At 73.7% G+C, this 25,182-nt stretch carries 15 protein-coding genes; 14 read left to right on the top strand and 1 reads right to left on the bottom strand.

Annotation, left to right across the window (positions count from 1 at the left end; all coding sequences use genetic code 11):
- Positions 1-325: 325 nt before the first annotated feature.
- On the bottom strand, positions 326-12,037 hold the full coding sequence (locus tag NOSIN_RS05110; protein WP_077689628.1) for a hypothetical protein: 11,712 nt from the start codon (positions 12,035-12,037) through the stop codon (positions 326-328).
- Between the two features lie 298 nt (positions 12,038-12,335).
- Here NOSIN_RS05110 and NOSIN_RS05115 point away from each other — a divergent pair, with 298 nt between their 5' ends.
- The 14 genes from NOSIN_RS05115 (at position 12,336) to NOSIN_RS05175 (ending at position 25,104) form a co-directional block, all read left to right on the top strand.
- On the top strand, positions 12,336-13,037 hold the full coding sequence (locus tag NOSIN_RS05115) for a DeoR/GlpR family DNA-binding transcription regulator (protein WP_077689629.1): 702 nt from the start codon (positions 12,336-12,338) through the stop codon (positions 13,035-13,037).
- Between the two features lie 443 nt (positions 13,038-13,480).
- Positions 13,481-14,014 (top strand): hypothetical protein, encoded by a 534-nt coding sequence (locus NOSIN_RS05120; RefSeq protein WP_077689630.1) that lies wholly within the window; start codon positions 13,481-13,483, stop codon positions 14,012-14,014.
- Complete coding sequence (locus NOSIN_RS05125) at positions 14,008-14,850, top strand: hypothetical protein (RefSeq protein WP_077689631.1); 843 nt, start codon at positions 14,008-14,010, stop codon at positions 14,848-14,850. The genes NOSIN_RS05120 and NOSIN_RS05125 overlap by 7 nt, the downstream gene beginning before the upstream one ends.
- 32 nt (positions 14,851-14,882) lie before the next feature.
- Positions 14,883-15,554, top strand: a complete 672-nt coding sequence (locus NOSIN_RS05130; protein ID WP_077689632.1) for an SAF domain-containing protein — start codon at positions 14,883-14,885, stop codon at positions 15,552-15,554.
- On the top strand, positions 15,554-16,324 hold the full coding sequence (locus NOSIN_RS05135; RefSeq protein ID WP_077689633.1) for a P-loop NTPase family protein: 771 nt from the start codon (positions 15,554-15,556) through the stop codon (positions 16,322-16,324). Before NOSIN_RS05130 ends, NOSIN_RS05135 begins: the two co-directional genes overlap by 1 nt.
- Positions 16,321-17,679 carry a CpaF family protein gene (locus tag NOSIN_RS05140; RefSeq protein WP_077689634.1) on the top strand — a complete coding sequence of 453 codons (1,359 nt, stop codon included), beginning with the start codon at positions 16,321-16,323 and terminating at the stop codon, positions 17,677-17,679. The genes NOSIN_RS05135 and NOSIN_RS05140 overlap by 4 nt, the downstream gene beginning before the upstream one ends.
- The gene (locus NOSIN_RS05145) at positions 17,667-18,551 is read left to right on the top strand and encodes a type II secretion system F family protein (protein ID WP_077689635.1); all 885 of its coding nucleotides are present in this window, start codon (positions 17,667-17,669) and stop codon (positions 18,549-18,551) included. The genes NOSIN_RS05140 and NOSIN_RS05145 overlap by 13 nt, the downstream gene beginning before the upstream one ends.
- A complete protein-coding gene (locus NOSIN_RS05150; protein ID WP_227014541.1) occupies positions 18,548-19,441 on the top strand; it encodes a type II secretion system F family protein in 894 nt (297 codons plus the stop codon). Before NOSIN_RS05145 ends, NOSIN_RS05150 begins: the two co-directional genes overlap by 4 nt.
- A 27-nt stretch (positions 19,442-19,468) precedes the next feature.
- Complete coding sequence (locus NOSIN_RS27120; protein ID WP_170293675.1) at positions 19,469-19,639, top strand: hypothetical protein; 171 nt, start codon at positions 19,469-19,471, stop codon at positions 19,637-19,639.
- 2 nt (positions 19,640-19,641) lie between these two features.
- Complete coding sequence (locus NOSIN_RS05155; RefSeq protein WP_236743303.1) at positions 19,642-20,004, top strand: TadE/TadG family type IV pilus assembly protein; 363 nt, start codon at positions 19,642-19,644, stop codon at positions 20,002-20,004.
- A gap of 14 nt (positions 20,005-20,018) precedes the next feature.
- On the top strand, positions 20,019-20,435 hold the full coding sequence (locus NOSIN_RS05160) for a TadE/TadG family type IV pilus assembly protein (protein WP_171986647.1): 417 nt from the start codon (positions 20,019-20,021) through the stop codon (positions 20,433-20,435).
- On the top strand, positions 20,432-20,833 hold the full coding sequence (locus NOSIN_RS05165) for a TadE/TadG family type IV pilus assembly protein (protein ID WP_077689637.1): 402 nt from the start codon (positions 20,432-20,434) through the stop codon (positions 20,831-20,833). The genes NOSIN_RS05160 and NOSIN_RS05165 overlap by 4 nt, the downstream gene beginning before the upstream one ends.
- Before the next feature lie 16 nt (positions 20,834-20,849).
- Positions 20,850-23,243: an OmpA family protein gene (locus NOSIN_RS05170; protein ID WP_077689638.1), complete on the top strand. Its 2,394-nt coding sequence runs from the start codon at positions 20,850-20,852 to the stop codon at positions 23,241-23,243.
- 184 nt (positions 23,244-23,427) lie between these two features.
- Positions 23,428-25,104: a DEAD/DEAH box helicase gene (locus tag NOSIN_RS05175; protein ID WP_077689639.1), complete on the top strand. Its 1,677-nt coding sequence runs from the start codon at positions 23,428-23,430 to the stop codon at positions 25,102-25,104.
- Positions 25,105-25,182 lie beyond the last annotated feature (78 nt).

The raw sequence follows: 25,182 nt of genomic DNA on the forward strand, positions 1-25,182 counted from the left end.
ATCCATTTCCGTGTTTCAGGTGGTATGACTCTGTGTTGCTGGATGGCAAAGGTCGAACGGCTCGCGGGTAAACAGGAGATGCGCGTTCGTCAGGAGAAGCGCATTCCCCGTTCCCTTCCTCCGCCGAGTGAGGGAACGGGGAGAATCCCGTGCGCCCGGTGCCGCGTGTGCGGCCCGGCCCGGCACCGCGCGGCACGGCGCGCATTCCCGCTCCCCGGAGCCAGGGGGCGGGGCGCTCCCCGCGGGTCTCCGGGTCACGGGCGAGGCGGGCGGCGGACTGGAGAGCCCCTCTCGGAACCGGTGCCGCGCCCTCCCGCCCCCGGGCTCAGCTCCGGCCGGGAACCGTGGAACCCGATCCGCCGGACGGCCGCCCCGGGGGGTTCTGCCCGGGTGGAGGGCCGCCCTCGGACGACCTCCTTCCCGGCCTCATGGCCGCCATGATCCTCTCCAGCAGCTTCCGTACGCTTTCGGCGCGCTTCCGTGCTCTGTCGGCGATTCTCTCGGCGTCGTCGCGGGCCTCCTGAGCGGTTTCCACGGCCTCCGCGGCACGCTCGGCCGCGGCCGCCGCCCTCTGTGCGGCCCGCTGCGCCGACTCATGTGCGCGACGGGCGACGGCGGCGGCTTCGTCGGCGGCCTGCACGGTCATGTCGGCGGCACTCCGGGCCTCCTCGGCGATCTTTCGTGCCTCGTCCGCGCGAGCGGCGGCCCTCTCGGCCTCCCGCGCGGTGGTGTCCGCCCTGGTGCGCAGGTTCCGGGCCCGCTCGGCCAGCTGCCTCGCGTCCTCGGCGGCCCGGGCCGCGCGCTCCGCCGCCTCGCGGGCGATCTGCCGGGCCTCCTGGGCCCTCGCCCGCGCGTCCTCCGCGTCCCGGCGCGCGGCGTCCCCCCGGGTGTCCGTCGTCCTCCCGCGGCCGTCGGCCGTGTCCGGCGCGGTCCGCGCCCCCGTGTCGCCGGGGGTCCTGTCCGGCGGGTTCGCCGTCCCCCGGGGTCCGGTGCCGTCCCACTCCGCCCGCCCGCCGGGGGAGGGCCGGGAGGCGTTCGCCGCCGCCTGGGCCGCGAGGTCCGCGGCGGTGCGGGCCGCGCGGGCGTCGGCCTCGGCCCGCGCGGCGTCCCTGGTGGCGTCCGCGGCGCCGATGCGCACCTCGGCGGCCCTGTCCGCCGCCGCGTCCGCGGCGGTGCGGGCGTCCTCGGCCGCGTCGGCGGCCCGCTGGGCCGCCTCACCGGCGTCCCGCGCGTTCTGGGCGGCCCGGTCCGCGCCGTCCCGGTGGCCGGACGCGCTGGTGCTGAGCTCCTCGGCCCATGTCCGCAAGGTCTCGGCGTCCGCGGCCGTCCGGTCGGCCGCCTCCCGCGCGGTGTCGGCGTCCGTCTTCGCCGTCCCGGCCTGCGTCGCGGCCGTCTCCGCCGCCTCCCGCGCGGTGTCGGCGCGCTCGGCGATCCCCTCCAGGTCGAAGATCAGGCTGTTGGCCTGGTCGCGTGCGTCCTGCGCGGCCCGGTCCCCGCCGACGGGCCGGTCCTGCCCGGTCAGGCCGTCCACGGCGGTGCTGAGTTCCCCGTACCGCGGCGGGGTCTCGTCGAGGTCGTTCCCGAGCTCCGCGACGGTGTCCTCGTGCCTGTCCGCGGTGTTCCAGGCGTCGGCCGCGGCGGTGGCCGCGCTCTCGGACGCCGTGGCGGCCGCCTCGCCCCGTTCGTTGAAGGCGCCGCGATCGGGTTCGGGCATCCTCGTGAGTGCTTCGTCGCGGGCGGTGTCGAAGCCGTCGCGGACGGCGGTGGCACCGTCGTGCGCGGTGTCCGCCGCCTCCCGCGCGTCACGTGCCTGCCGTACCGCCCCCGGCGAGGGGGCGCCGTCGGTCCCGGGCGCGGGTCCTCCGGCCCCGGCGGCGGGTGCTCCGCCGCCGGAACCCGTGAGGACGCGGATGCCGTTTCGAAGGTCGGCCCTGCCTCGGTCCAGGAGGGTGGAGAGGCCGTTCGCGTCATCGCGTGCGTCACGGGCCTTCCGGGCAGCGGTGCCGGCGGCGTCGGAGGCGCGCTCGACCCGCGCGTCCACGGCGTCCGTGTCCTGCTCCTGGCCGCCCCGGGGGTTCCCGGAGCCGCCCGAGTCCAGCGCGCCGGGATCCCGGTCGGGGACGTCGGCCTCCGGCGGACGGAGGTTCAGCTCCGCCCGGAAGCGGTCGACCAGCTCCTGGCGCGGTCCCGTGGGCGCGGGCGCCGGGTCCGGCGGGGCCACGGTGGCGGCCTGCTGGGGCCCGCCGGCGGCCGTGTCTCCGGTGGCCGTGGTGGCGCCACCGGTGTCGCCGGTGGTCGTGGTGCCGACCGGGGGCGCTCCACCGGGGGCGGGGGGCGCACTCGTGTTCCCCGTGCTCGTGGTGGTCGTGTTGCTGGTGTTCCCGGCGCCCCCGGTGTTCGCGGTGGCCGGTGCGCGGGTCGTCCCTCCGCTTCCGTCGCCGCTCACCGTGCGCACGGGGGGAGCGGTGCCGCCGTCCGTCCCCTGCCCGGCGCTCCCCAGCGTGGTGCGCGTGCTGTTCACGGTCTCGATCAGGGCGTCGATCTGGTCGTCGAAGTCGGACAGAGCCTTGGTGTACTTCTCCTCCTGCGCGTTGTAGGCGCTCTCGGCGCTCCGGTCGCCCGGGTCGGCGGCGTACCGCTCGGCCAGGCCCTCCAGCGGGGCCCGGGTGTCGGCGTACTCGGCCTCCGCCCGGCCGAACTCCTCCCGCGCCTGGTCGACCCGGTCCATGACGGGGGCCAGGTCCTTGGCCTGGTCCGGCGTGAGGAAGCCCATCGCGACCGCGTCGGACTCCGAGAACCAGCCGGCCATCCTGACCGTGACGTCGTCCACGCCCCAGCGGGTGGGCCGGGAGTAGAAGGGGGTCGGCGCAAGGCTCGGGTCGTTCGGGTGGAAGGCGGCGGGCGCCTTGAGCTTGCTGCCCGCGGCGAACGCCCAGGTGGCGTCGTACTCCACGAGGTAGACGGGCCCCTGGCGGAGCTGGTCGGACTCCTGGTAGCCCTTGACGGCCTGGTTGGAGCCCCTTTCGGCCCCATGGGACGAGCTGGTGTTCACACCCGGCGCGCCGGTGTGGATGCCCTCGTGTCCGTCGTAGGAGATGCCGCCGGTGGTCAGCCCGGCGGGGCGGAGGTCCCCACCGCGGCCCCGGCCCCCGCCGTGGGAGTCGCCGGCGCTGTTCGTCCGTGGCCGGGCACGGGAGTCGCTGAGCTGGCTGCCCGGCAGTGCGTCCAGGATCTTCGCTCCGCGGCTGCTCGGCACGGCCTTGGCGCCCCACTCGGTGCGGTTGACGTCCGTGAACCGCACCCCAGCGGAGTCGCGTGAGGCCGACGGGTACACGGCCTTGACGGCCTTGTCGCTGAGGCTGTGGTCGATCTCGTTGTACACCGGGTCCTGGCCGTAGGCGTCGGCGAGGTAGGCACGCGCCGCGTCCGCCGTGGCGCGGGTGGGCTGCCCCCCTTCGGGGGTGTCGGCGGGCGGCCGCCAGCCGAGGGACTGCGCGATGACGACGTTGGCCTTGTCGCGCAGCGCCTGTCCGCCGTCCTGCACCATGGCCGGCTTGGTGATGGCGGTGTCGTTGCCGGGCCGGGGGCCGGCGTCGCCCGTCCAGGTGCGCAACGCGTCGGACACGGACGCGTAGACGAGGGCTCCGGGGCGCTGCGCCGTGCCGCCGTCCTCCGGTGGGGCGGGGGCGCGTTCGTCCCCGGCCGTGTCGGTTCCCGTCCGGTCGCCGGTGGTGTTGCCGCCCTCCGGGGCCGAAGGGGTGTTCTGGTCGGCGGGAGCGGTCCCCGTGGAGCCGGTGCCGTCCGTGGACGTGGCGATGGCGGGGGGAGGCGCCGGCGGTTCGTTGCCGGTGCTCTGTGCGCCGTCTCCCGTGGTGGTCGCCGCCGGGGGATCGAAGGTCATGTACGCGAACGGGTACATCGTCTCGATCCGCCCGCTGCCGGCGGTGCCCGTGTACGTCGATCGCGGCGGGCCACCGTTCTCCCCGCTCCTGGGTTCGCCGAGTTCGAGGGTGAGGGTCAGCGTCGTGTCCGCGCCGACCTTCGCGTACGGGGTGTTCAGGTGCAGCTCGACGGTGCGGGCGTCGTCCTGGGACTCCCCGAAGGAGCGCCCGTCGCCGGTGGAGGAGGACACCGCCCCGGCGGGGGAGGCGAACAGCGGGCGGTGCTCCGGCTGTCCGTCCGGCCCCTGGTCGTCCTGGGCGTAGGGGAGGGGTTGCAGCAGCACGCCGTCCGCGCCCACCGTCGTCCCGGTCCCCCTGTTCCGCGAGTCCGCGTCGGTCGCCTTCCACGTGTGCGACTCGATGTAGTAGCCGGACCGGCCGACGTACGAGACGTCGGTGCGGCCCGGGTCCCTGGTCAGGTTCACGTAGACCTTCCCCGGGGAGGCCGAGCGCATGGGGTGCGGACGCGAGTCCGGGGTGGGCTCCGGCCCCAGCGCGCGGACCTTGACCGGCACCGGGACGGTGGAGTCCGGGTTCTGTCCCAGGTGCGTGGTCAGCTTCTGCAACAGGAGCTCCCGGCCGCCGCTCGTCAGCTCCAGTCCGTTCCCGGCGAGGTCGTTCACCAACTCCTGGATGGCGGCCTCGGGGTCGGCGGGCTGGATCTGCCTGCCGTTGTCCTCGAACCCGGGTCGCACGTGCGCGGTGTCGGGCGTCTTCGGGTTGGGCTGCGGGCTCAGGTTCACCCCCGTCCCGCTCTCGTCGCGGATCGCCCGGTCCATCACCAGCCCCTCCTGCTGGGCGTCGCGGGAGTGCACGTAGCCCGTGAGCAGGTTCTGGACGGGAGCGGTCCACCCGTGGAACAGGGTTTTCCAGTTCAGCGGCGGACCGATGCTCCAGTTCTTCAGGAACTCGACCGCCTGGGTGAGGTGGCCGGAGGCGCGGAAGGCGTACACCTTGGTGTTGTCCGGGATGAACAGCACCGACGATGTGAACGAGGTCGACTGGGTGTGCGACGTGCCGCGGGAGAAGAACGTGCGGGAGATGGAGGGCCCGAGCAGCGGGATCGGTCTGACGGCCTCGGAGGGCAGGGAGCCGTCGGAGGGGTGCGGGTTCGGGTTGCGGCCCCCGCTCCCTCCGAGCTTGAGGCCGAGGCCGCCGGTCAGGGAGGAGCTGGTGGACAGGGTCACCTCGCTGCCGCCGTTCCACCGCATCTGGGCGTCGACGGGGCGGAAGTCGGTGACGGTGTCGATCTCGACCTTGGTGGCGACGGTGGCGCGGACGTCGTGCGGTGACCAGAGACCGCCGCTCATCTCCTGGCGGACGCGCGAGCCCGACGGCGTGGTCACGCTCTTGCTCGTGGCGAGCTCCTCCGCCGACAGGTGGTTCTCGAACTGCCGACCGCCCCCGGACGACTGGGAGAGGAACGACTCGAGCTTGCGCCGGTATCCGTCGTGGAGGCCGCTGCGCGGCTCGGAGAAGGTTCGGTACGTCTCCTCCAGCAGCCCGCGCATGCCCCGGCTCCCGGTGTCGAAGTGGGTGTTCACGCGCTCGAAGGTGCCGCCGATGCGGCGGATCGCCTGGGCGCGGGCCTGGTTCAGGGCCGGCGGGCCCTGTGGGGGCCGGTTGTCCGGTGCGCCGTCGGCGCTCCGGTCGCCTACCGGCGCAGCGGCCTCCGGCGCCGTCCCGGTGGTGGTGTCCGCGGTGCCGCCGGGAGGAGGCGGCGGGGTGGGGACGACGGCCTGGTCGCCGTCGGTGCCGGTGGCGGTGTCCGCGGTGGTGTTCTGGGGAGGGGTGACGATCTCGGCGCCCCCGCCGAACAGGCGTCCCCAGGTGTGCACGACCCCGTCCCGGACGACGGTCCACCGGCCTCCCCGGCCATCGACCGCCGTGCCGCCGGGGGTGGTCCGCGGGACGAAGTTCCGGACGATCATGTCCCGTGCCTGCTCGGGCGTGAGCGGTTGCCGGCCGCCGGGCGTGGCGGGCGCCGTGTTCCCAGGGGTGTTCGTCCGAGTGGAGTCTCCTCCCCGTGTGCCGGTGGTGACGGTGGCCTCGGGGGCGTTCCGCGTCTCCCGCCCGTCGGAGGAGGTGGCGGTCTCGCCGTCGCGGGCCGTGCCCGTCGGGTCGGACACGGTGTTCGGGGAGTCGGAGGCCATCGGCGGCATCTTGGGCGTGAGGAGGACGGTCTGTGCGTCCATCCCGTCCGCCAGGAGCGGGACGCCGTGTTCGCGCTGGGGACGGTCGTCGCGCGCCATCCCGATGTCGTCGTGCTCGAACAGCCGTGCGGTGAAGCGGGTGCGGGACGTCCACACGTCGGAGTCCCCGCTGAACAGCACCGTCTCCTCGGAGCTGTGGGAGAGGCCCTGGCTGGATCCCTTGCCCTTGTTCAGGGACGCGCTCAACGAGATCGAGGGGTTTCCCAGGACCCGGGGGACGCCGCGTGCGTCGGCGCCGGCGTCGGTGCGCACGCTGGCGCCCGTGGTGAGGCTGAGCGCGTGGTTGACGCTCCACCCCTTCGTGGTGGTGATGCCGGCCGAGCCCGCGAACCGGCCGCCGCCGCTGGCGGTCGTGTCGAACTGGTGCACCAGGCGATCGAAGTCGCCGTAGACGCGCACGGTCACGGTCTCGGGACGGCCGCCCCCGTCCTCGCGGATCATCGTCGGGTCGATCAGGGCGGGTTCCTTGAGGCGGACCGGAACGCCGTTGCCGGTCAGGTCGGACGCACCGCTCTTGAGCCCGGACTCGGAGAGCGCGTTGATGACCTTCAGGGTGTTCTCCCGCGCCACGTCCACGTTGCGGCGCAGGCCCCAGCGCTCGCGGAAGCTGCGCATCGGTCCGTCCGGGTCCATGTGGCTGGGGCGGACGGCGTAGTCCTTGCCGGTCCGTGCCAGGTCCGGGATGACCAGTCCGGGGCGCTTCTCGGAGATGCCGCTGAGCACGCGGTACGCCAGGTCGTCGTAGAACGGGCGCTGTGGTGGGGGAGGCGGCTGGGTATCGCCGTCGGCACTGCTGTTCCCGGTGGTGCCCGTCGTGTTCGTGGTCCCCGTGTTGCTGTTGCCCGTGGTTCCCGCCGTCCCGCCGTTGTCCGCGGGAGCGGCCGGGGGAGCGTGGCCGAATCCGCGTACGGTGGCCCCGCTCAGGTCCGTGGGGCGGTCCACCGCGAGGTTCGGGAACGGGGGCCGGGGCGGTGCGGTCGGTTCGCCGGTCGGGTCCGGCGCCTTGGACGGTTCACCGTTGAGCCGGCGGGCGTCCTCGATCGTGAGCAGCTCGACGGAGTTCCCCTCGAAGCGGTGCGCTTCCGGCTCGCCCTGGATGTGGACGTAGTAGTCGCGCTTCACGTCGTAGGCCGCGTGGCCGGAGGGGGCGTGCACGACATGGCTGTTCGTCCCCGAGCTGTTCAGGGCGACCCCTGCACTCTTCTCGAACGTCGCCGAGTACTCCACGAAGGGCACGTCGAGCCGGACGCTCTTGCCGTTGGGCAGGTCGAGCCAGATGCCGAAGCCGCCGCCGACCGAACCGGACGCCACGGTGGAGTGCTTCACGCTGGAGGAGTCGCTCTTGACCGCGGTGTTGCTGTGCACGAAGTCGGCCAGGCCGGGGACGAAGTCCTTGCGGCCGTACTCGGTCGACACCGACCACATCCGCATGATGCGGGGGCGGCTGTCGGGCATCTCGATCCGGATGTGCGCGGAACCGTTGGCCATCTGCGGCAGGTACTGCTGCACCCGGTCGTTGTCGAAGGTGGTCTCGATCCGCTCGCGGTACTCGTCGTCGCGCCGCTGCCGCCTGGAGGGGGTGCGGCCGCTGCCCCGGCCCCCCTCGGGGCGGGGGCCCAGGAAGTGGTCGGCGAGCCAGGTGCCGAGGGTGCTCCTTCCCGGTCGGCCGCCGCCGCTGCGGCCGGGCCCACCGTCGCCGGACGTGGTGTTCCCGCCCGTGTCGCCGGTGGTGTCGCCAATCGTGCTCCCCGGGGTGTTCCCAGCGCCCGAAGCCGTGGCGGGAGGCGGGGGGACCGGGGAGAGACGGGTGATCTCGATCGGGTGGCTGGTACCCATGAACGGCCGGTTCACCGGCAGGTGGTGCCCGTTCGCGTCCGCCGGTCCGTTGTCGGGAACGATGCGCAAAGGGGCGTCCGAGGAGGAGAGCACTTCGCCCGGCAGGTTCATGACGATGCCGTTGTACGCGGTCCCCTCCTGGACGCGCGGTGCGGTGAGGCCGGGGCCGGTGACGGACGCCCCCATGCGCAGGTCGCCGACGTAGAGGTTCGGGGCGCCGAGCAGTTCGAGGCCGCTGGCGGAGTTGGCGCTGGTCGAGGCCGACCCGGAGGTGCCCCGGACCTTCGCGCCGCCGCGTCCGCCCACAGCGGCGATCGGCCCGGCGTCGTTGCCGTTGACGCCGGTCATGTAGAAGGGGCTCATCGTGAACTTGGCGCCGAGGGTCTTGCCCGCGCCGCGTGACCCGCCGTCGCCGGAGTCCACCCCGGGGCCGGTGTCGTGGAGCTTCAGGAACCTGGAGTCCCCGCCGCCGCTCAGGACCTTGGCCTCGACGTGGTAGAAGTCGCCGTCGCTGGGGCGCAGATCGATGCCGACGCTCCACGTCTGCCCGTCGTGTGTGGTGCTGACGGGGTGTCCGCCCTCGCGCAGGAAGGGCCGCGGCCCCTCCCTCGTGAGGACGTCGACCACGCCGTCCACGATTCCCCGCCGTGCGGGGCCGGGCATGCCCGGAGTGCTGGTCAGGACGTCGTCGACGAACCCGGGCAGGTGCTCTGCGAAGAGCATGTGCGGCCCGAGGAGGTTGGACGTGGCCAGGTAGCCCAGGTCGTAGCCCTGACCGCTCCGGTCCGGCACGAGGCCGCCGTCGTAGGTGAGGGCCGGGAGCGGCCGGGGCGATGAGCCCTCCGGCGGGGCTCCCTCCTGGGTGCTCCGGTCCGGGTCCCCGCCGCTCTCGGTACCGGTGTCGTTCCGGTCGTCGTCCGGTCCGCGGCCGGCGGGGTCGGGGGTGTTTCCGGTCAGGCTCTCGCCCTGGGGAGCGGGGGAGTCGGTGCTGAGGGGGCCGAGCGGGACGTCCCTGCCGGTCCCGCCGAGGGGGACGGGGCCGGTGTCGCCGCCCGGGCCCGCGGGGGTCTCCGTGACGGCCATGACGGTGGTCGGGCCGTCGGGGCGCAGCAGGTCGGCCTGCATCCGGGCGAGGTCGTCGTAGCTCCGGTAGGCCTCGTTGGCCTCGCGCTGCGCCTCGTGGGCGCGGGCGCGCAGGTCGGCGGCGTCGGGGCGGCCCCGGCTCTCGGCCTCCCTGGTCTGGTCGACCAGGTCCTGGGCGCGCTGGTAGCCGCTGATCGCGTCCTTGATGCTGGCTGAGGCCAGCTCCCCGAGCCGGATGGCGGTGGTGATCCTGTTCGACGCGGCCCGGGGGACGGGGTCCCCCTGCCCGCTGGCGGCGGCGGGCGGCGGGGACGGAGGAGCGTCCTCCGACTCCGTCCGCTGCTCGGAGGTGCGTACGGTGCCGGGGTCCGTCTGCTGTTCGTCCGTCGAACCGCCCGGTTCGTCCCGTCCGGTGGTGTCGCCGGTGGTCGCGGTCTCCGGAGCGGGAGGTGCGCTCCCGGTGGCGGTGCGCACATCGTCGCCGACCGGCCGGTCGGTGGAGGAGGCCGGTGCGCGGGTGTCGCCGGTGCGCTGGGGAGGACGCCCACCGCCGTCCCGCTCCGAGGACGCGGAGCGCTGGCCGCTGTCGGAGGCCGGGTTCTGCGGAGCGGTCGCGGGCGGCGGAGCGGCCTGGCCGACCGGAGGCGCCACGGCGACGGGCGCGGGGGTGTGCTGTTCCGGTTGGGGAACGGAGCGGTCGGCCGGGTTCGGGTCGCCGTTGCCTCCGTCGTTCCCCGGAGTGGGTGTGGTCTGCTCGGCGCCGGGGAGTGCGTTCGTCTCCGGACCGTCGGGGACGATCGCGTTGAGGAAGTTGACGATGAGAGGGTCGTCGTTCGTCCCCGGGGGGAGGAGGCCGTCGTTGAGGCCGGGGTATGTGGTGCCCCCTGCCCAGAAGGGGGCCTTGCCGTTTTCGGGGGTCTTGAGGGGGTCGGAGAACGGGGTACGCGTGTCCTCGTCGTCGTGCACGCGCACGGTGTCGTCCGAGGGCCGGTCGGGGTCGTCGGGGTCGCCGAACTCGGAGCCGTTGTCGCTCCCGGTGTCGCTGACCAGGTCGGGAACGTCGTCGACGTCGGGAACACCGTCACGGCCGTACAGGGACGACCCGTCGTCCTGACGGTACGGGGCGGGGCCGTCGTCGCGGTCGTCTCCCCGCTGGGGTCCGTCTCCGCCGCGTTCGGGGGCTCGGCCGCCGGACGCGGCGGCCGGGGAGCTGTCGCCGTCGCGCTCGGGGGCCCGATCACCACCCTGGCCGGGGTCGTCGTTTCCGTGCCCCCACGGGCTGGTGCTGTCGGGGCCGACGCGGTTGTCGGTGCCGTTGCTCTCGGTTTGTGGTGGTGGGGGTGGGGTGAGGTGGGGTTTGTCCTTGTCTTGGAACAGGTCGGTGGCGGCCAGGGTGGTGTCGGTGGTGCTTTGTTGGATGCCTGCTTGGGTGGCGCCTGCGGTGGCGGACCAGGCGGAGGCGTCCCAGCCGCGTCCGTCGGCGAGGCTGCCCAGGCCTTCGCCGAGGTAGCCCTCGGTGGCTCCGCTGCCGATGCTGCCGCTGGTTTGTTGGGCGTAGGCGCCGGCGGTGGAGAAGTAGTCGGTGAGGGGTTTTTGGAGGGTGGCGGGCACGTTGGCGAGGTGGTCGCGCAGGTGCGGGGGCAGTCGGTCGCCGATGGTGTCGCGTAGGTGTTGTTCGAGGTGGGGGTTGTTCCAGTTGCGGGTGAGGGTGTGGGCGTAGTCGCGTCCGAGGTCGCGTGCTGTGGTTTCGCCGAGGTGGTGGCCGAAGTGGCGGGCGAAGAGGTCGGCGAAGTCGTTGTGTGCTGCGTTGGCTTTGGCGGCGTTGTCGAAGGCGCCTGCGCCGATGGGGCTGGCGGGGTTGTAGGGGGTGAGGAGTTCGTCGGTGTGGCGCCCGAACAGGGAGGCCAGGTCCTTGTTCAGGGACGGGGCCGGCAGGTCGGAGGGGGGTTCGTCCTTGGGCGAGGACGTACCCGGGCTCTGATCGGGATCCTCTCTCGGAGGAGGGGTGCCGCGGTCGGGCCCGCCTCCGGGCGGTGGCGTGTCGGTGCCGCGGTCGGGCCCGCTTCCCGGGGGCGGTGTGTCGGTGTCGGGTCCGCTGCTCGGCGGCGGGGTCTCCCTGGCCGGTGGTGGGGGTCCGTCGGGTCCGCCTCCGGGTGGGGGGCCGTTCGGGGTGTCGCGAAGGGGTGGGCCATCAGGTCCGGGTGGAGGAGTGCGGGTCAGGGGTGGTGGGTCGGGGAGTTGGTCGAGGTCGTTGAGGCTGTTCTTGAGGAGGTGGTGGAGGTTTTTGCTGAAGAGGCCGTCCATGCCGGCGGAGAGGACGGCGGAGAGTGCTCCTTCGATGGCGCCGCCGATGTGGGCGCTTTTGGTGAGTGTGCTGTCGGTGTGGGTGCGGGTGCCGCGTCCGATTTGGATGCGTTGGATGATGCTGTCCATGCTGGCGAAGATCTGGCTGATGATCTGGTGGCTGGGCACGGTGATCACGAGCCAGGCCAGGATGCGGCGCATGGCCAGGCTGCGGATGGCTTTGAAGACGGGGATGAACTTCAGGGTGGCGCCGAAGGTGAACTTGGCGGTGGCGATGGCCCAGGCGATCTCGGCGAGGAGTTGGATGAACTGGCCGATGACCATCATGTGCATGTACTCGACGTTGGCGCCGGCTTTGCGCAGCTCGGTGGTCATGGTGGCCGAGTTGTCCTTGGCTGAGCCGACGTAGTTGTTCTCGCCTTGGGTGAACTGGTTCAGGGAGTGTTCGTAGTAGCGGGCGGTGCGGCCGTTGAAGTTGCGGCGTACGTGGGTGCGGCTGAGTTGGATGAGTTCGTCGAGGGTGTTGAGGCGGTGGATGAGGGTGGTGTAGACCTCGGCGGCGTGGAAGAGCTTGGCGGGGTTGGCGCGGGGGACGTCGATGCCGGTGAGGGCTTTGATCGCGGTGCGTGAGGAGTCGGGCATGTTGTGGTCCAACGGCATACGCGATTCCACCTCCCCGGCCGTAGCGCGAAAGGCATGAAGGTAGCACCGGCAGGTCCGGATGTGGAAGTAGTTGTGCTTATGTTTGTGTTCTCGTCCTTGTGTATTGCCTTGCGTGTCTCTCGCTTGCGGTAGGACCGCACGGGCGCGCATCTCCTCCCCGGCGCCTCGCACAGCTTCCCTGAGGAGCCGCGGGCGGACCGTCGGCGCTGTCATTTCGCAACGGTTCTCCCTTCGAGGTGGAGGCATTCGCATGCCGTTCCCCTGCACGCGAGATGTTCTCCTTGTGAAGAAGCAGATGAACCGATCGAATCCACGTGGTGGGACGGGGCGTACGGCCCTCGCACCAGGGGACGTGGACGTGCACGTGGACGTACCGGAGGACCTCGCGGGCGGTCTCAGCGGTGACGCCGCCGCCAGGCGCGGAGCGGGAGCCGCCGTGACGAGCCCGCTCCGACCGGGGCGGCTTTCGTCCGCCGAGGACAGGATCGCCAGGGCCGCTCTGGCGGAACTGCCGCGTGACGGGTCGGTCCTGCTCGACGCCGGGCCGATGGCGGAGCGGATCGCGTGGCTGATGCCCGCCGGGTGCGGGCTGAACGTCCTGACCAACTCGATCCCCGCCGCGCTGGGGCTGGCCTCGCGCCGAGACCTCTCCGTGCACCTGCTGGGAGGGCGCGTGAGCGAGGAGGCCGGGACCACCCCCACCTTCGTGCACCTGCTGGACCAGGTTCGTGTCGACGTGGCCTTCATTGTCGCCGACGGTGTGTCCCCCGGGCGCGGTCTGACCTGTGCGGATCCCGCTCAGGTGATGGCCAGGCGCGCCATGGTGCGCGCCTCGGACCGGATCGTGCTGCTGGCCGACCACACCAGGATCGGCAACGACCGCATCTCCCGGTTCGCGCGGCTGAACGAGACTGACTGCCTCATCACCGACACCGGGACGGAACCCGACGACCTCCGGAGGCTGCGCGGGCGCGGCCCGCGTGTGCTCGCGGTCTGACCCTGGCCCTGTCGGCGGTGTCCGTTCATGTGTGGTTTCACATGTGTTCGTCGGATCGCTCCGAGTGCGTGTCCCTTTTGGGGCTGATGGCCGGAAAGTCAACCGGATCACAGTCGAAGAGGGGGCCTGGGGGGTTGTTATGACAGGCAAATCCTCTATAAGCTCACGCAAAGACAGGTAAAAACACACCTAATGCCACATGGTTTCGGTCAGGCCGAGAGCTCCGGCCCGCGCGACTCCCGGTCGCGTCGGATCCCGGCCGACCGGAACCCGGACGGGAGAAGCGGTCCCCCGTCCGTTCGTTCACCGGTTTCCCCGCCCGGTCCCGTGACCTCCCGGGCGGGGGCCGCCCCGCCCCCTCGTCGGAAGGGAGAGGGCCCGCGCGTCCGGGCCGGCTCCGCCATGCACCGTCCTCTCCTTCCACGGCAGTGGAGAACACACGAATGACGACCGTCGCGAGAAGAGCAGGCTCCGCCCGGCACCGGGCCGCGGCCGCGGGGTGCTGTGCGGCCCTCGCCCTGTCGGCGGGCTGCGCCGCTCCCGGAGAGGGAACCTCCGAGGAGGCGGCGACGGCGCTGCCTTCGAGTCCCTCGCCAAGCGATGAGGAGGCCGCCGCGCTCGCCGCCTACACCGGCATGTGGGACGTGGTCGTGGCCGCCTCCCACGAGGGCGGCGGGGTCCCCTCCGAGCTGGAGGACCACGCCGTGGGCGGCGCGCTCGCACTCATGAGCACCGCCCTGGAGGGCGCCCGTACGGCCGGGGCCCAGGTCACCGGTGAACCCGTCCTCGACCCCAGCGTGGCGGTCGAGGGACCCGACCTCGCGACGGTCGACGACTGCCTCGACGACTCCGGCTGGAACCTCGGCGTGGGCTCCTCCTCCGGGCGGGGCCCGCGACTCGTCGAGGCCACACTCATTCACGACGGACTCGCCTGGCGCGTGTCCGACCTGCGGATCTGGGAGGCGGGATCATGCTGAGACCCGTACGACCCGCGGCCGCGGCCGCGGTACTGACCCTGCTGGCGGCGGGAGCGGCCACTCCGGCGCACGCCGACGACGGCTCCTTTCTCGGCCAGGTCGAGTGCGGCAGCTCCGGCGGCGTCGGCTGTTCGATCCTGCTGCGCTGGTGGAAGACCCACGCGGGCCAGCAGGGCTCCGGCGGCTCGGGCGGCGGTTCCGGCGTCCCGGGCGTCCCGGCCGGTTCCGGCGACGGCGTCGACTGGTCCCAGGTGGACTGGGACGCGATCGACTGGTCCCAGGTGGACTGGGACGCCATCGACTGGGAGTCCATCGACTACGGGGGAGAGGGCGAGGGGGAGGCCCCCACCGACCCGGTCACCCTCATCCAGGAGGCCATGGCGGCCTTCGAGCTGCCTCCGCCCAGGATCGGGACCTCCCCGGGCAGTGACTCCCTGGTCCTGGTCAACACCCCCGTGTGGCTGTGGGTGGACTCCCAGGACTGGGACACCGCCGAGACCTCCGCCGAGGTGCAGGACTGGTCCCTCACGGTCACCGCCGACCCCACCTCCACCGTCTGGAACCTGGGTGACGGCACGCAGGTCCGCTGTGAGGGCCCCGGAACTCCCTTCGACCCGGCCGTGCACGACCCCGCCTCGGCCTCTCCCGACTGCGGGCACGTCTACACCCTGCCCTCCGACTCCCAGGAGGGCGGCGTCTACCCCGTCTCCGTCCAGGTCGGCTGGGACGTGGGCTGGGAGTTCTCCGACGGTGAGGCGGGCGCGTTCGACCCCGTCACCACGACCTCGCAGGTCGAACTCCGGGTGGCCGAGTCCCACGGCCTGGTCACCGACTAGACAACCGCTGACAGCGAAAGAAGACGACAGACGTGGTGGACACGAAGACGGCACCGGCGCCCGCGGCCTCCCCGCGGCAGCGGGAGGCCCCGCCGGTGCGGCTCCTGGGCACCGGTCCCCGCCGATGGCGGTGGCTGGTCCTGGCCCTGGGCATGATGACCGCGGGCGGTCTGAGCGGCGCCTTGGCCCTCGAACGGATGGATGACCGGCAGGGGGTGCTCGTCGCCGACACCGACCTGCCCGCGGGCCACGTGGTGACCGCGGAGGACCTTCGGGTCGCGCGGATCGCCGTCGCCGACGGGGTCTCCTTCGTCGGCTCCGAGCACCTGGAGGAGACGGTCGGCCAGACCCTCACCGTGCCCGTCACCGAGGGCGGCGTCCTGCCCGAGGCCGCTCTGGGCACCGAGGCGGCCTTCCCCGAGCCCGACCGCGCCGTGCTCGGCGTGGCCCTGCGCCCCGGCCGCTTCCCCTCCTCCCTGGTTCCGGGCACCGCGGTCTCCGTGGTGGTCCACCCCGAGGAGGGCGCCACGACCGGCGTGGAGGCCTACCGCGCCCTCGTGCGCAGCGTCCAGCCCTCCGCCGTCGACGACGGCTCGGTCGAACTCGAACTCGTCGCGGCCTCCACCGACGCCGCCGCCGTCGCCTCGGCGGCCGCCGCCGAGCGGGTCAGCGTCGTCCAGGTCAACCCCAGGGGAGGCGCGTGATGCACAGGACCGTGGCGCTCTTCTCCCTGGGCGGAGCACCCGGCGTCACCTGCGCGGCCATGGCGCTGGCCGCGGTCTGGCCCGGCGGGGCCGGGGCCGTCCTCGTGGAGGCCGACGCCTCCGGCGGCGACGTCGCCACGTGGCGACGCCTCCAGCCCGCCCCCGGCCTGACCGGCCTGGCCGCCGCCGCCCGGCACGGTGGAGCCTCCGCCGACCTGGCCGCGCACACTCAGACCCTCCCCGGAGGGCTGGCGGTGTGCCACGCGCCCGTCACCGCCGACCGCGCCGAGGGCGCGGTGCGCCTGGTCGCCCAGAACCCCGGCGTGCTCGCCTCCGCCGATGGGGCCGCGGTCGTCCTGGACCTGGGCCGCCTGACCCCCGGCGCGCCCGCCTCCGCGCTGGCCGCCCGGGCCGACGAGGCCCTTCTGCTCGTCTCCGACTCCCTGGCCCAGCTGCGCCGCGCCAAGGAGGCCTCCGAGGCCCTGGTCCGGAGCCTGCCGAGCCTGCGCACCGTCGTCGTCGGCGGCAGCGGGAGCGTCCGCGAGATCGAGGGCGCGCTGGGCCCGGGCGTGTGGGGACGGCTCCCCGCCGACGAGCGCTCCGCGGCCTTCCTGCGCGGGGAGACCAACCCGCGCAAACCGCACCACAGGCCGCTGCTGAAGGCGGCGGCGCGTCTGGCGGGCGACCTCGCCGACGGCGCCGACCGTGCTCCCGCACCCGTTCCGGGAACCCCGCCTCCCGCGCCGGAGCCGACGGGGGTCCACACGTGAGCAGCGGACACGACGCCGGATACGACATCGCCGACAGCTACTTCCTGGACACCGACCACGCCCGCACCGTGGCGGACCGGGTCGAGCGGACCGTCACCGAGGCCACCCGGCGGCTGAGCGAGGAGACCCGCGGAGCCCCCGAGGACACGCCCGAGGAGTACCGCGCCCGCGCCGAACGCGTCATCGCCCAGATCCTCGACGAGGACGCGGGACGCGCCCTGGCCGAGGGCAGGCAGGTGCTCGACGCCGCGACGGAGGCCTCCGTCGCCGCGGGCGCCCTGGCCCGGGTGTGCGGGCTCGGCCCCCTCCAGCCCTTCCTGGACGACACCGGGATCGAGAACATCAACATCAACGGCGTGCACGTGTGGGTGCGCCGTGCCGACGGCAGCCGCGAGCGGCACGACTCGCTCTTCGACGACCCCGAGGAGGTCGTCGCCCTGGTCCGGCGCCTGGCCTCCGAGTCCGAGACGGGGGAGCGCCGCTTCGACCCGGGCGCGCCCATCCTCGACATGCAGCTCCCCGGCGGCGAGCGCCTCAACGCGGTCATGGAGGTCTCCCGGCAGCCCTCGGTCTCCATCCGCCGCCACCGCCACAGCCGCACCACCCTCGACCAGCTCCGCGAACTGGGCACGGTCGACGACACCCTGGTCGCCCTGCTGCGCGCGGGGGTGCGCTCCCGCCGCAACATGGTCATCACCGGCGGCACCGGCGCGGGCAAGACCACCCTGCTGCGCGCCCTGGCCGCCGAGATCCCCGTCGACGAGCGCCTCGTCACCATCGAGGACGTCTTCGAACTCGGACTGGACCGGGACCGCGCGGCCCATCCCGACTGCGTCGCCCTCCAAGCCCGGCCGGCCAACGTCGAGGGCGTCGGCGAGATCACCATCGCCGACCTGGTGCGCACGGCCCTGCGCATGTCCCCCGACCGGGTCATCGTCGGCGAGACGCGCGGCCACGAGACCGTCCCGCTGCTCAACGCCATGAGCCAGGGCAACGACGGCAGCCTCACCACCCTGCACGCCGCGGACTCCGCGGGCGCCTTCACCAAGCTGGGCGCCTACGCCGCCCAGTCCGCGGAGCGCCTGCCCCTGGAGGCCACCGCCTCCCTGGTGGCCGCCGCCGTGCACCTGGTCATCCACGTGTCGGCCCTGCCCACGGGCGGGCGCATGGTCACCAGCGTGCGCGAGGTGGTGGGCGCGGAGGGGCAGAGCGTGGTGTCCAACGAGATCTATCGGCGCGACCGCGACGGGTTCCTGCCCTCGGCGCCACCCAGCCCCAACACGCTCGACGCCCTGGCCGAGGCCGGGTTCGACCCCGCGATGCTCAGCCCGGAGACGGTGGGGTGGGCACGGTGACGACCCCTGTCCTGCTCGTCGCCGCCGCCGGCGCCCTGCTCGGCGCGGGGCTGTGGCTGGCCCTGGCCTCGCTGGCCGCGTCCGGCGGTTCGGGCCCGTCACGGATCCCCCGGTGGCGCGCGGCCCTGCTCGGCCGCCGGCGACCGCTCCGGCTGGTCGCGGCGGTCGCCGGCGGCCTGCTCGTCTGGTTCCTCACCGGCTGGCCGGTGGCCGGCGTGCTCGCCGCCGCGGGCTGCTGGTGGGGCCCCGCCGTGTTGGGACCCGACCGCCGCCATGAGCGACAGGTGGCCGGGGTCGAGGCCGTCGCGGCCTGGACCGAGATGCTGCGCGACCTCATGGCCGGCGCCTCCGGACTGCACCAGGCCGTCGCGGCCACGGCGCCCATCGCGCCCGAGCCCGTGCGGGACGCCGTCGCCCGTCTGACGGAGAGGCTGCGCGCGGGCCGGCCCACGCAGGAAGCGCTGCGCTCCTTCGCCGACGAGGTGGACAATCCCACCGCCGACCTGGTGGCCGCCGCTCTGGCCACCGCGGCCACCCGGCACGCCACCGACCTGGGCACGCTACTGGGGACCTTGTCCGAGGCCACCCGCGAACAGGCCGCGATGCTAGTGAGGGTGGCGGCGAGCCGCGCACGGCTGCGGACCTCCACCCGGATCATCGTCGGCACGACCGTGGGCATGGCCGCGTTCCTGCTGGTGTTCAACGGCGAGTACATGGAGCCCTTCGACGGCTTCCTGGGCCAGGTGGTGCTCGCCGGTATCGGCGGCCTGTGGGCGGCCGCGCTCGTCTGGCTGTCCCGCATGTCTCGCTTCGACCTGGGGCCGCGGGTACTCGCGCCCGAACCCGCCCGTACTCCGGAGGCCGCACGATGACCCCCGTCCTGGCCGCCGCCGCGGCCGGAGCCGCCGTCGGACTGGCGCTGTGGGCGCTCTTCGCCGCACGCTGGGCTCGGCCCACGCTCGCTGAGCGCCTGGCCGCTCCGCCTCCTCCCCGACCGGTGATGGTCTCGGGCCCGAAGACCGGGGTACTGACGCGTCTGGGAAAGGTCGGCGTTCCGGCCTTGGAGGGCTTCGGCATGCCGGGGCCCCGTACACGGCGCAACCTGCGGGTGTGCGAGCGCGAACCGGCCTCCTACCTCGCTGAGAAGTTCACCGCCTTGGTGCTGGGACTGGCCTTCCCCCCGCTGTTGGGCGGCATGCTCTCCCTCGCCGGTGTCCTGCCTTCTGGCGCGGTCGCCGGGGGCATGTGGGTGGCTTTCGCCGTGGTCGCTTGGTTCGCTCCTGACCTCTCCTTGCGTGACGAGGCGGACAAGCGTCGGGAGCGCATGCGTCGCACTCTGGCCGGCTTCGCCGACCTGGTCGTGGTGTCCCTGGCCGGGGGAGCGGGTGTCAACGGCGCTTTGGCCGACGCCGGGGCGGCGGGCAACGGATGGGCCATGGCCCGTATCCGGGAGGGCCTGCGCGAAGCGGCGCTCATGCGCCAGCCGCCCTGGACCGCGCTGCGCGACCTCGGTGAGCGCTACGACACCCTCGAATTCGCCGAACTCGCGGCGAGCCTCCAGCTCGCCGGTGCCGACGGCGCCCGTATCCGCAGTTCCCTGGCCTCCAAGGCCAAGACACTGCGCACCCAGTTCCTGTCCGAGATGGACGCCGAGGCACAGTCCGCCACCGAGCGGATGAGCCTCCCGGTGGTCCTGCTCTTCGCCGGCTTCCTGGCCCTACTGGGCTATCCGGCGATGAGCCACATCCTGTTCAGCTCATGAATCCCCGACACCTCCTGGAGACCCCCGATGCAGCGCATCACCGCCTACCTCAGCTCCCTGCTGTTCACCCGGAGGGACGACGGCTACTCGACCGAGACGGTCATCATCACCGCGATCCTGGTGGCCGCCGCCGCTGGGGTTGCCGCGGCCATCAAGGCAGTTGTGGAGGCCAAGGTCGACGAAATCTCCGTGGGCTGAGCGTGCCCGCTCCCCGGGACGATCGCGGCAGTGCCGAGCTGGCCGTGGCCGCGCCCGTGCTGCTGCTCCTGGTGCTGCTGGTCGTCCAGACCGCCCTGTGGATGCACGGTGACCACGTCGCCGCCGACATCGCGCGCAGGACCGCCGAGCAGTCGCGCACCGCGGGCGGCGCCGCGTCGGTGGCCGAGGGAGGCGGAGGCTCCTTCCTCTCCGGGCTCGACGTGTCCGTCGACCGAGGCGCTGAGGAGGTGCGCGTGGTGGTGGACGCCGAGGTGCCCAGCATCGTTCCCGGCTTCAGCTGGCCGGTGGGCCACGAGATCACCGCGCCCGTGGAGCGCTTCGTCCCCGCGGAGGCCGCCCCGTGAGTCCCGCGCACTCCATGGACCCCGGGCGCGGCGACCGCGGGTCGGCCTCGGTGGAGCTGGTGCTCCTCACCCCCGCCCTCCTGGCGTTCGCACTGCTCATGGTGCTCGCGGGGAGGGTGGTGGACGCCCGCGCCACCGCCGAGGAGGTGGCGCACGCCGCCGCGCGCGCGGCCTCGCTGGAGCGCACGGTGGCCGCCGCGGAGACGGCAGCGTCGGGCACCGCGGCGAGTTCCCTGGCCGAGAACGGCCTGGCGTGCGGCGACCACACCGTCGCCCTCGACCACGGCGGACTGGCCCCCGGAGGGGCGGTCACCGCCGTGGTCGAGTGCCGCGTCGGACTGGGCGACCTGACCGGCCTGGGCGTTCCGGGGACCTACACGGTCACCGGGGACGCGACGGTCGTCGTGGACACCTTCAGGGGGCGGCCGTGACAAGACCTGACGACAAGGGCCAGACCACGGCGTTCGTCGCCGTCATGGCGTCGGCCCTCCTGCTGTGCCTGGGCCTGGTCACCGACGGCGGAGGCGTGCTGCGCGCCCGCAACGAGGCCGCCACCCTGGCCCAGGAGGCGGCCCGCGCGGGCGCCCAGCAGCTCGACTGGGCCGCCTACCGCGAGGGCACGGACGAGGTCGCCCTCGACCCCTCGGCGGCCTCCGCCGCCGCGCACTCCTTCCTCGGCGCCGCCGGTGCCACCGGGACGGTCGCGGTCAGCGGCGACACCGTGACCGTGACCTGCTCGGTCCCCTACTCCTTCACCCTCCTGCCGATGGGCTCGACCACCGTCGACGCCACGGCCACCGCACGTCCCCACACCCAGCCGACCCCCTAGCTCCCGTGAGGCGGACATGTCCCACATCCGACGGCTGAGCGCGGTCCTGCTCGCCGCAGCGGTCCTGACCGGTGTTCCCTACCTGCTCCTGTGGCACCTGCCCTGGCCGGAGCCGCCGGATTCGTGGGCCCTGGCCGCCGCCCACCTGCGGGGATGGCGGCTGCCGCCGGGTGTGCCCACCGCCCTGCTCATCACCGTGCTGTGGGCGCTGTGGGGACTGTACGCGGCCGGTCTGGCCGTGGAGGCCCTCGCCCGCCTGCGCGGTGTCCCCCGGCGGCTGCGCCCCCTTGGGCCCCTCCAGGCCGTCGCGGCGGCCGCGGTGGGCACGGTGGCCCTCGCACCCGCCTCCGCGTTCGCCGACACGGTCGTCTCCGAGGACCGGCAGGAGGAGGGCGGCGCGGAGGACGACGCGGAGTCCTTCACGCCCGAGGAGTCCCTCACCGCGCAGCCCACCGAACGGGTGCGCACCGTCGCCGGTTTCGCTGTGGGGTCGGCCGACCTCACCGAGCAGATGCGCGAGGACCTGGCGCCGGTGGCGGAGATGATCGCCTCCTACGGGGACTCCGGCACGGTCGTACGGGTCACCGGCCACACCGACCCCACCGGAAGCGCGTCGGCCAACATGGAGTTGTCCGAGCGCCGGGCCCAGGCGGTCGCCGACCACCTCGGCGGGTTCCTGGGCGAGGACGCACCCGAGATCACGGTGGAGGGCGCGGGGTCCGGCGAACCCCGCGACGGGGGAGCCGCCGCCCAGCGCAGGGCGGAGGTCGCCTACACCGTCGTCCCCCAGCAGCCGGCGCCCGCCCAGCCCCGGAACGCGGACGCCGACACCGGCCCCGTGGAGGCCGCGGCCGACACCGCAGCGGACCCGGGCGGCGAAGGAGTGCTGGTCGTGGAGGTCCCCGGCGGCGCGCTCACCGGCGCGATGGCCTTCGCCGGCCTGGCCGGGGGATACGTCCTGGGACGGGGCGGCGTCCGCGTGCCACGCGTCCGCCTGAGCCTTCCGCGTGTGCCCACGGTGCCCCGGCAGCGGCGCCTCGCCCTTCCGGCCCCGCCGCCCCGGCCCGTCCCGGGGGAGGACATCGACGAGCGGGTGACGGTGGAGCTCGACCACGTGCCCGGGCTCGGGATCACCGGCCCGGGGGCCGCCGGAGCCGCCCGGCGCCTGATCGCCAACGCGCTCGACCGCCTCGACCGCGACGCCGTGCGCGTACTGCTCACCGAGGCCGACGCCGCCCGCCTGCTGGGAGAGCGGGGGCGCGACCTGCTGCGCGCGCATCCCTGCGAGCCCGTGCGGATGGTCGGCACCATGGAGGAGGCGCTCACGGTCCTCCAGCGCGAACTGCACCGGGGCACCGAGGAACCGCGCCCGCCCCTGGCCCTGGTGGCCGCGCCCAGCCCCCGGCACGAGACCGCGCTCTCCGGCCTGCTGCTGCACGGGCAGCACCGCGGCATCACGGCCGTGGTCCTGGGACGCTGGCCGCTCGGCGGCAGTTGCGTCATCGAGGAGGACGGCCTCATCACCGAGACCAGTCCTCCGCTCAACCTCGTCTTCCACCACTCCTGGCCCGGTTCCACCGCTGACCAGGTCATGAACGCGGTCCGCGCCTACCGGCACTCCTCGCCCGCGGAGGCGGAACCGGTGGAGGCCCCGGGCGCGGCACCGCGAGCGCAGGCCGCGCCGGCGCCCGTGATCCCTGTCTCCACCGTGGCGTCCGCGTCTCCTGTGGCGTCCGCGGAGCCCGTGGAACAAGCAGAGCCCTCGGAACCCGCGACGGCTCCGGAGCCCGTGGCGTCCGTGTCTCCCATGGCGCCCGCGGAGTCCGTGGAACGGGCGAAGGCCGCCGAGGCTCCCGCGGCGCCCGTGGAACGGGCGGAACCCACGGAACCCGCGAAGCCCGTGAAACCCACGGAACCCGCGAAGCCCGTGAAACCCACGGAACCCGCGAAGCCCGTGAAACCCACGGAACTCGCGAAGCCCGTGAAACCCGTGGAGCCCGTGGAGCCCGTGGCACCTCCGGAGCCCGCCGAGGCTCCCGCGCGCGCCCAGCGAAGCCGTCCCCGCTCGGGGAAACCGGGCAGGGCCGCGACCGGCGGACCCGCCCGTGAGCCCGCACGGCCTGCCCGTGAGCCCGCACGTCCCGACCGTGCCGCCCGGGTCGGCGACCTGGATGCCCACGGCACCTCCGCCGGGTCCGCCGAACCCGCCGAGCCGGGCCGACCCGCGCTCACCGGACGGATGGAGCGTCTGGAGAGGCTGGAGGGAAGGAAACGGCAGCCCCTCCGGGAGGAGGGCGGCGCCGGGCTCCCCGTCGCCACCGAGAAGGACGGGGAGCCCTCCCGGCCCCTGGTCCGCAAGCCCAAGAAGGCGGGCCGGGGCAGGAGCTGGAGGCCCAGGGAGAGCGGGTGAGGGACCCGGCCGGTCCATGTGGCCGTGCCGTACGGGCCGACACGAGCACCGGCGGCGCCCGCTCCGTTGGCGTCGGAGTCGGTAGGAGTGGGACCCTGGGTAGCCGCAGAGTGTTGACGTCCCGCAGGTGGGACGAGGCACCAGCGTGGACCCGTGTGGAATCTTGGTACAAGGAGCTCAACCCATGACCCCGACCCCAACCGATGACCCGACGGGTTTCTCCGGTCTGGCACTACGGACCGAGCTTTTGGACGCGCTCGCCGCCCTCGGCTACGAGGAGCCCACCCCCATCCAGCGCGAGGCCATCCCGCCGCTGCTGGAGGGGTACGACCTGCTCGGACAGGCCGCGACAGGGACGGGAAAGACCGCCGCCTTCGCGCTTCCCATCCTCCAGCGGCTGCCCCAGGGCAACAGGGGACCGGAACCGACGGCACTGGTCCTCGCGCCGACGCGCGAGCTGGCCATCCAGGTGTCGGAGGCGGTCCACCGCTACGGCCGGGTCCTGGGCGCGCGCGTCCTGCCGATCTACGGCGGGCAGCCGATCGGACGGCAGATCCGCGCCCTGGAGCGCGGGGTCGACGTCGTGGTCGCCACACCCGGACGTGCGCTTGACCACATGAGCCGGGGCACGATCTCCCTGGGATCCCTGCAGATGGTCGTCCTCGACGAGGCGGACGAGATGCTCGACATGGGATTCGCCGAGGACATCGAGGCGATCCTCCAGGAGACGCCGGAGGACCGCCAGACGGTGCTCTTCTCCGCGACCCTGCCCAGGCGCATCAACACGATCGCCCAGCGCCACCTGACCGACCCGGTCCGGACCCAGGTCAAGGAGGAGACGACCGCCCCGGGCGAGGCTCCGCTGGTGCGGCAGAGCGCCTACATGGTTCCGCGGGCGCACAAGCCGGCGGCGCTGGGGCGTGTACTGGACGTGGAGGCGCCCAAGGCCGCGATCGTCTTCTGCCGTACGCGTGAGGAGGTCGACGTCCTCACGGAGACGATGAACGGGCGGGGCTACCGGGCCGAGGCACTGCACGGCGGCATGAGCCAGGAGCAGCGCGACCGCGTGATGGGACGCCTGCGGAGCGGGACGGCGGAGCTGCTCATCGCGACCGACGTGGCCGCGCGCGGACTCGACGTCGAACAGCTCACCCACGTGGTCAACTACAACGTGCCCTCCGCCTCCGACACCTACGTGCACCGGATCGGCCGGATCGGCCGGGCCGGCCGCGAGGGCGTGGCCATCACCCTGGTGGAGCCGCGTGAGCACCGGATGCTCAAGACCATCGCCCGGGCGACCAAGAGTCGGATCCCGATCGAGAAGGTACCGACCATCGCCGACATGCAGAGCCGGCGCCTGGAGCTGACACGCGCCGCGCTGCACGAGAGCCTCCTGGAGGACGAGGGCTCCCTGGAGCACGTCCGCGTCGTGGTCGAGACGCTCGCCGACGAGTTCGACGTCATGGACGTGGCGCTCGCCGCGGTCAAGCTGGCGCACGAGGCCGGCGGGCCCGCGGCCGACGAGGAGGAGATCCCCGAGATCACGGTCAGGCCCGAGCGGGAGCAGCGCGGCCGCCGCGAGGCGCCCGGACGCTCGGGAGGGCGCGGCCGCCCGTCGTCGGGCGGGATGACGCGCCTCTTCGTCGGCGCCGGGCGCAGCGCCAGGATCCGGCCGCAGGACCTGGTCGGCGCGATCGCCGGTGAGTCGGCCCTGCGGGGGCGCGATATCGGTGCGATCGAGATCGCCGACCGCTTCTCGCTGGTGGAGGTCCCCGAGTCCGCGGCCGACGAGGTCATCGCCGCTCTGAAGGGCAGCACCATCAAGGGGAAGAAGGCGGTCGTCCGCCGGGACGCGCGGTAACCGGTCGGCGCGAGCGGTGCGGGCGCCGACCGCGTGGTACCTCGGCGACCCTCGGCCGGCATCCGTGTGCCCGGGAGG

The organism is Nocardiopsis sinuspersici, from assembly GCF_001998325.1.
Taxonomy (GTDB): Bacteria; Actinomycetota; Actinomycetes; order Streptosporangiales; family Streptosporangiaceae; genus Nocardiopsis; species Nocardiopsis sinuspersici.

Excerpts from the sequence above, each read along its gene's own strand:
- NOSIN_RS05110 (WP_077689628.1), bottom strand. The coding sequence starts at position 12,037 with ATGCCGTTGGACCACAACATGCCCGACTCCTCACGCACCGCGATCAAA.
- NOSIN_RS05115 (WP_077689629.1), top strand. The coding sequence starts at position 12,336 with ATGAACCGATCGAATCCACGTGGTGGGACGGGGCGTACGGCCCTCGCA.
- NOSIN_RS05120 (WP_077689630.1), top strand. The coding sequence starts at position 13,481 with ATGACGACCGTCGCGAGAAGAGCAGGCTCCGCCCGGCACCGGGCCGCG.
- NOSIN_RS05125 (WP_077689631.1), top strand. The coding sequence starts at position 14,008 with ATGCTGAGACCCGTACGACCCGCGGCCGCGGCCGCGGTACTGACCCTG.
- NOSIN_RS05135 (WP_077689633.1), top strand. The coding sequence starts at position 15,554 with ATGCACAGGACCGTGGCGCTCTTCTCCCTGGGCGGAGCACCCGGCGTC.
- NOSIN_RS05150 (WP_227014541.1), top strand. The coding sequence starts at position 18,548 with ATGACCCCCGTCCTGGCCGCCGCCGCGGCCGGAGCCGCCGTCGGACTG.
- NOSIN_RS27120 (WP_170293675.1), top strand. The coding sequence starts at position 19,469 with ATGCAGCGCATCACCGCCTACCTCAGCTCCCTGCTGTTCACCCGGAGG.
- NOSIN_RS05160 (WP_171986647.1), top strand. The coding sequence starts at position 20,019 with ATGGACCCCGGGCGCGGCGACCGCGGGTCGGCCTCGGTGGAGCTGGTG.
- NOSIN_RS05170 (WP_077689638.1), top strand. The coding sequence starts at position 20,850 with ATGTCCCACATCCGACGGCTGAGCGCGGTCCTGCTCGCCGCAGCGGTC.
- NOSIN_RS05175 (WP_077689639.1), top strand. The coding sequence starts at position 23,428 with ATGACCCCGACCCCAACCGATGACCCGACGGGTTTCTCCGGTCTGGCA.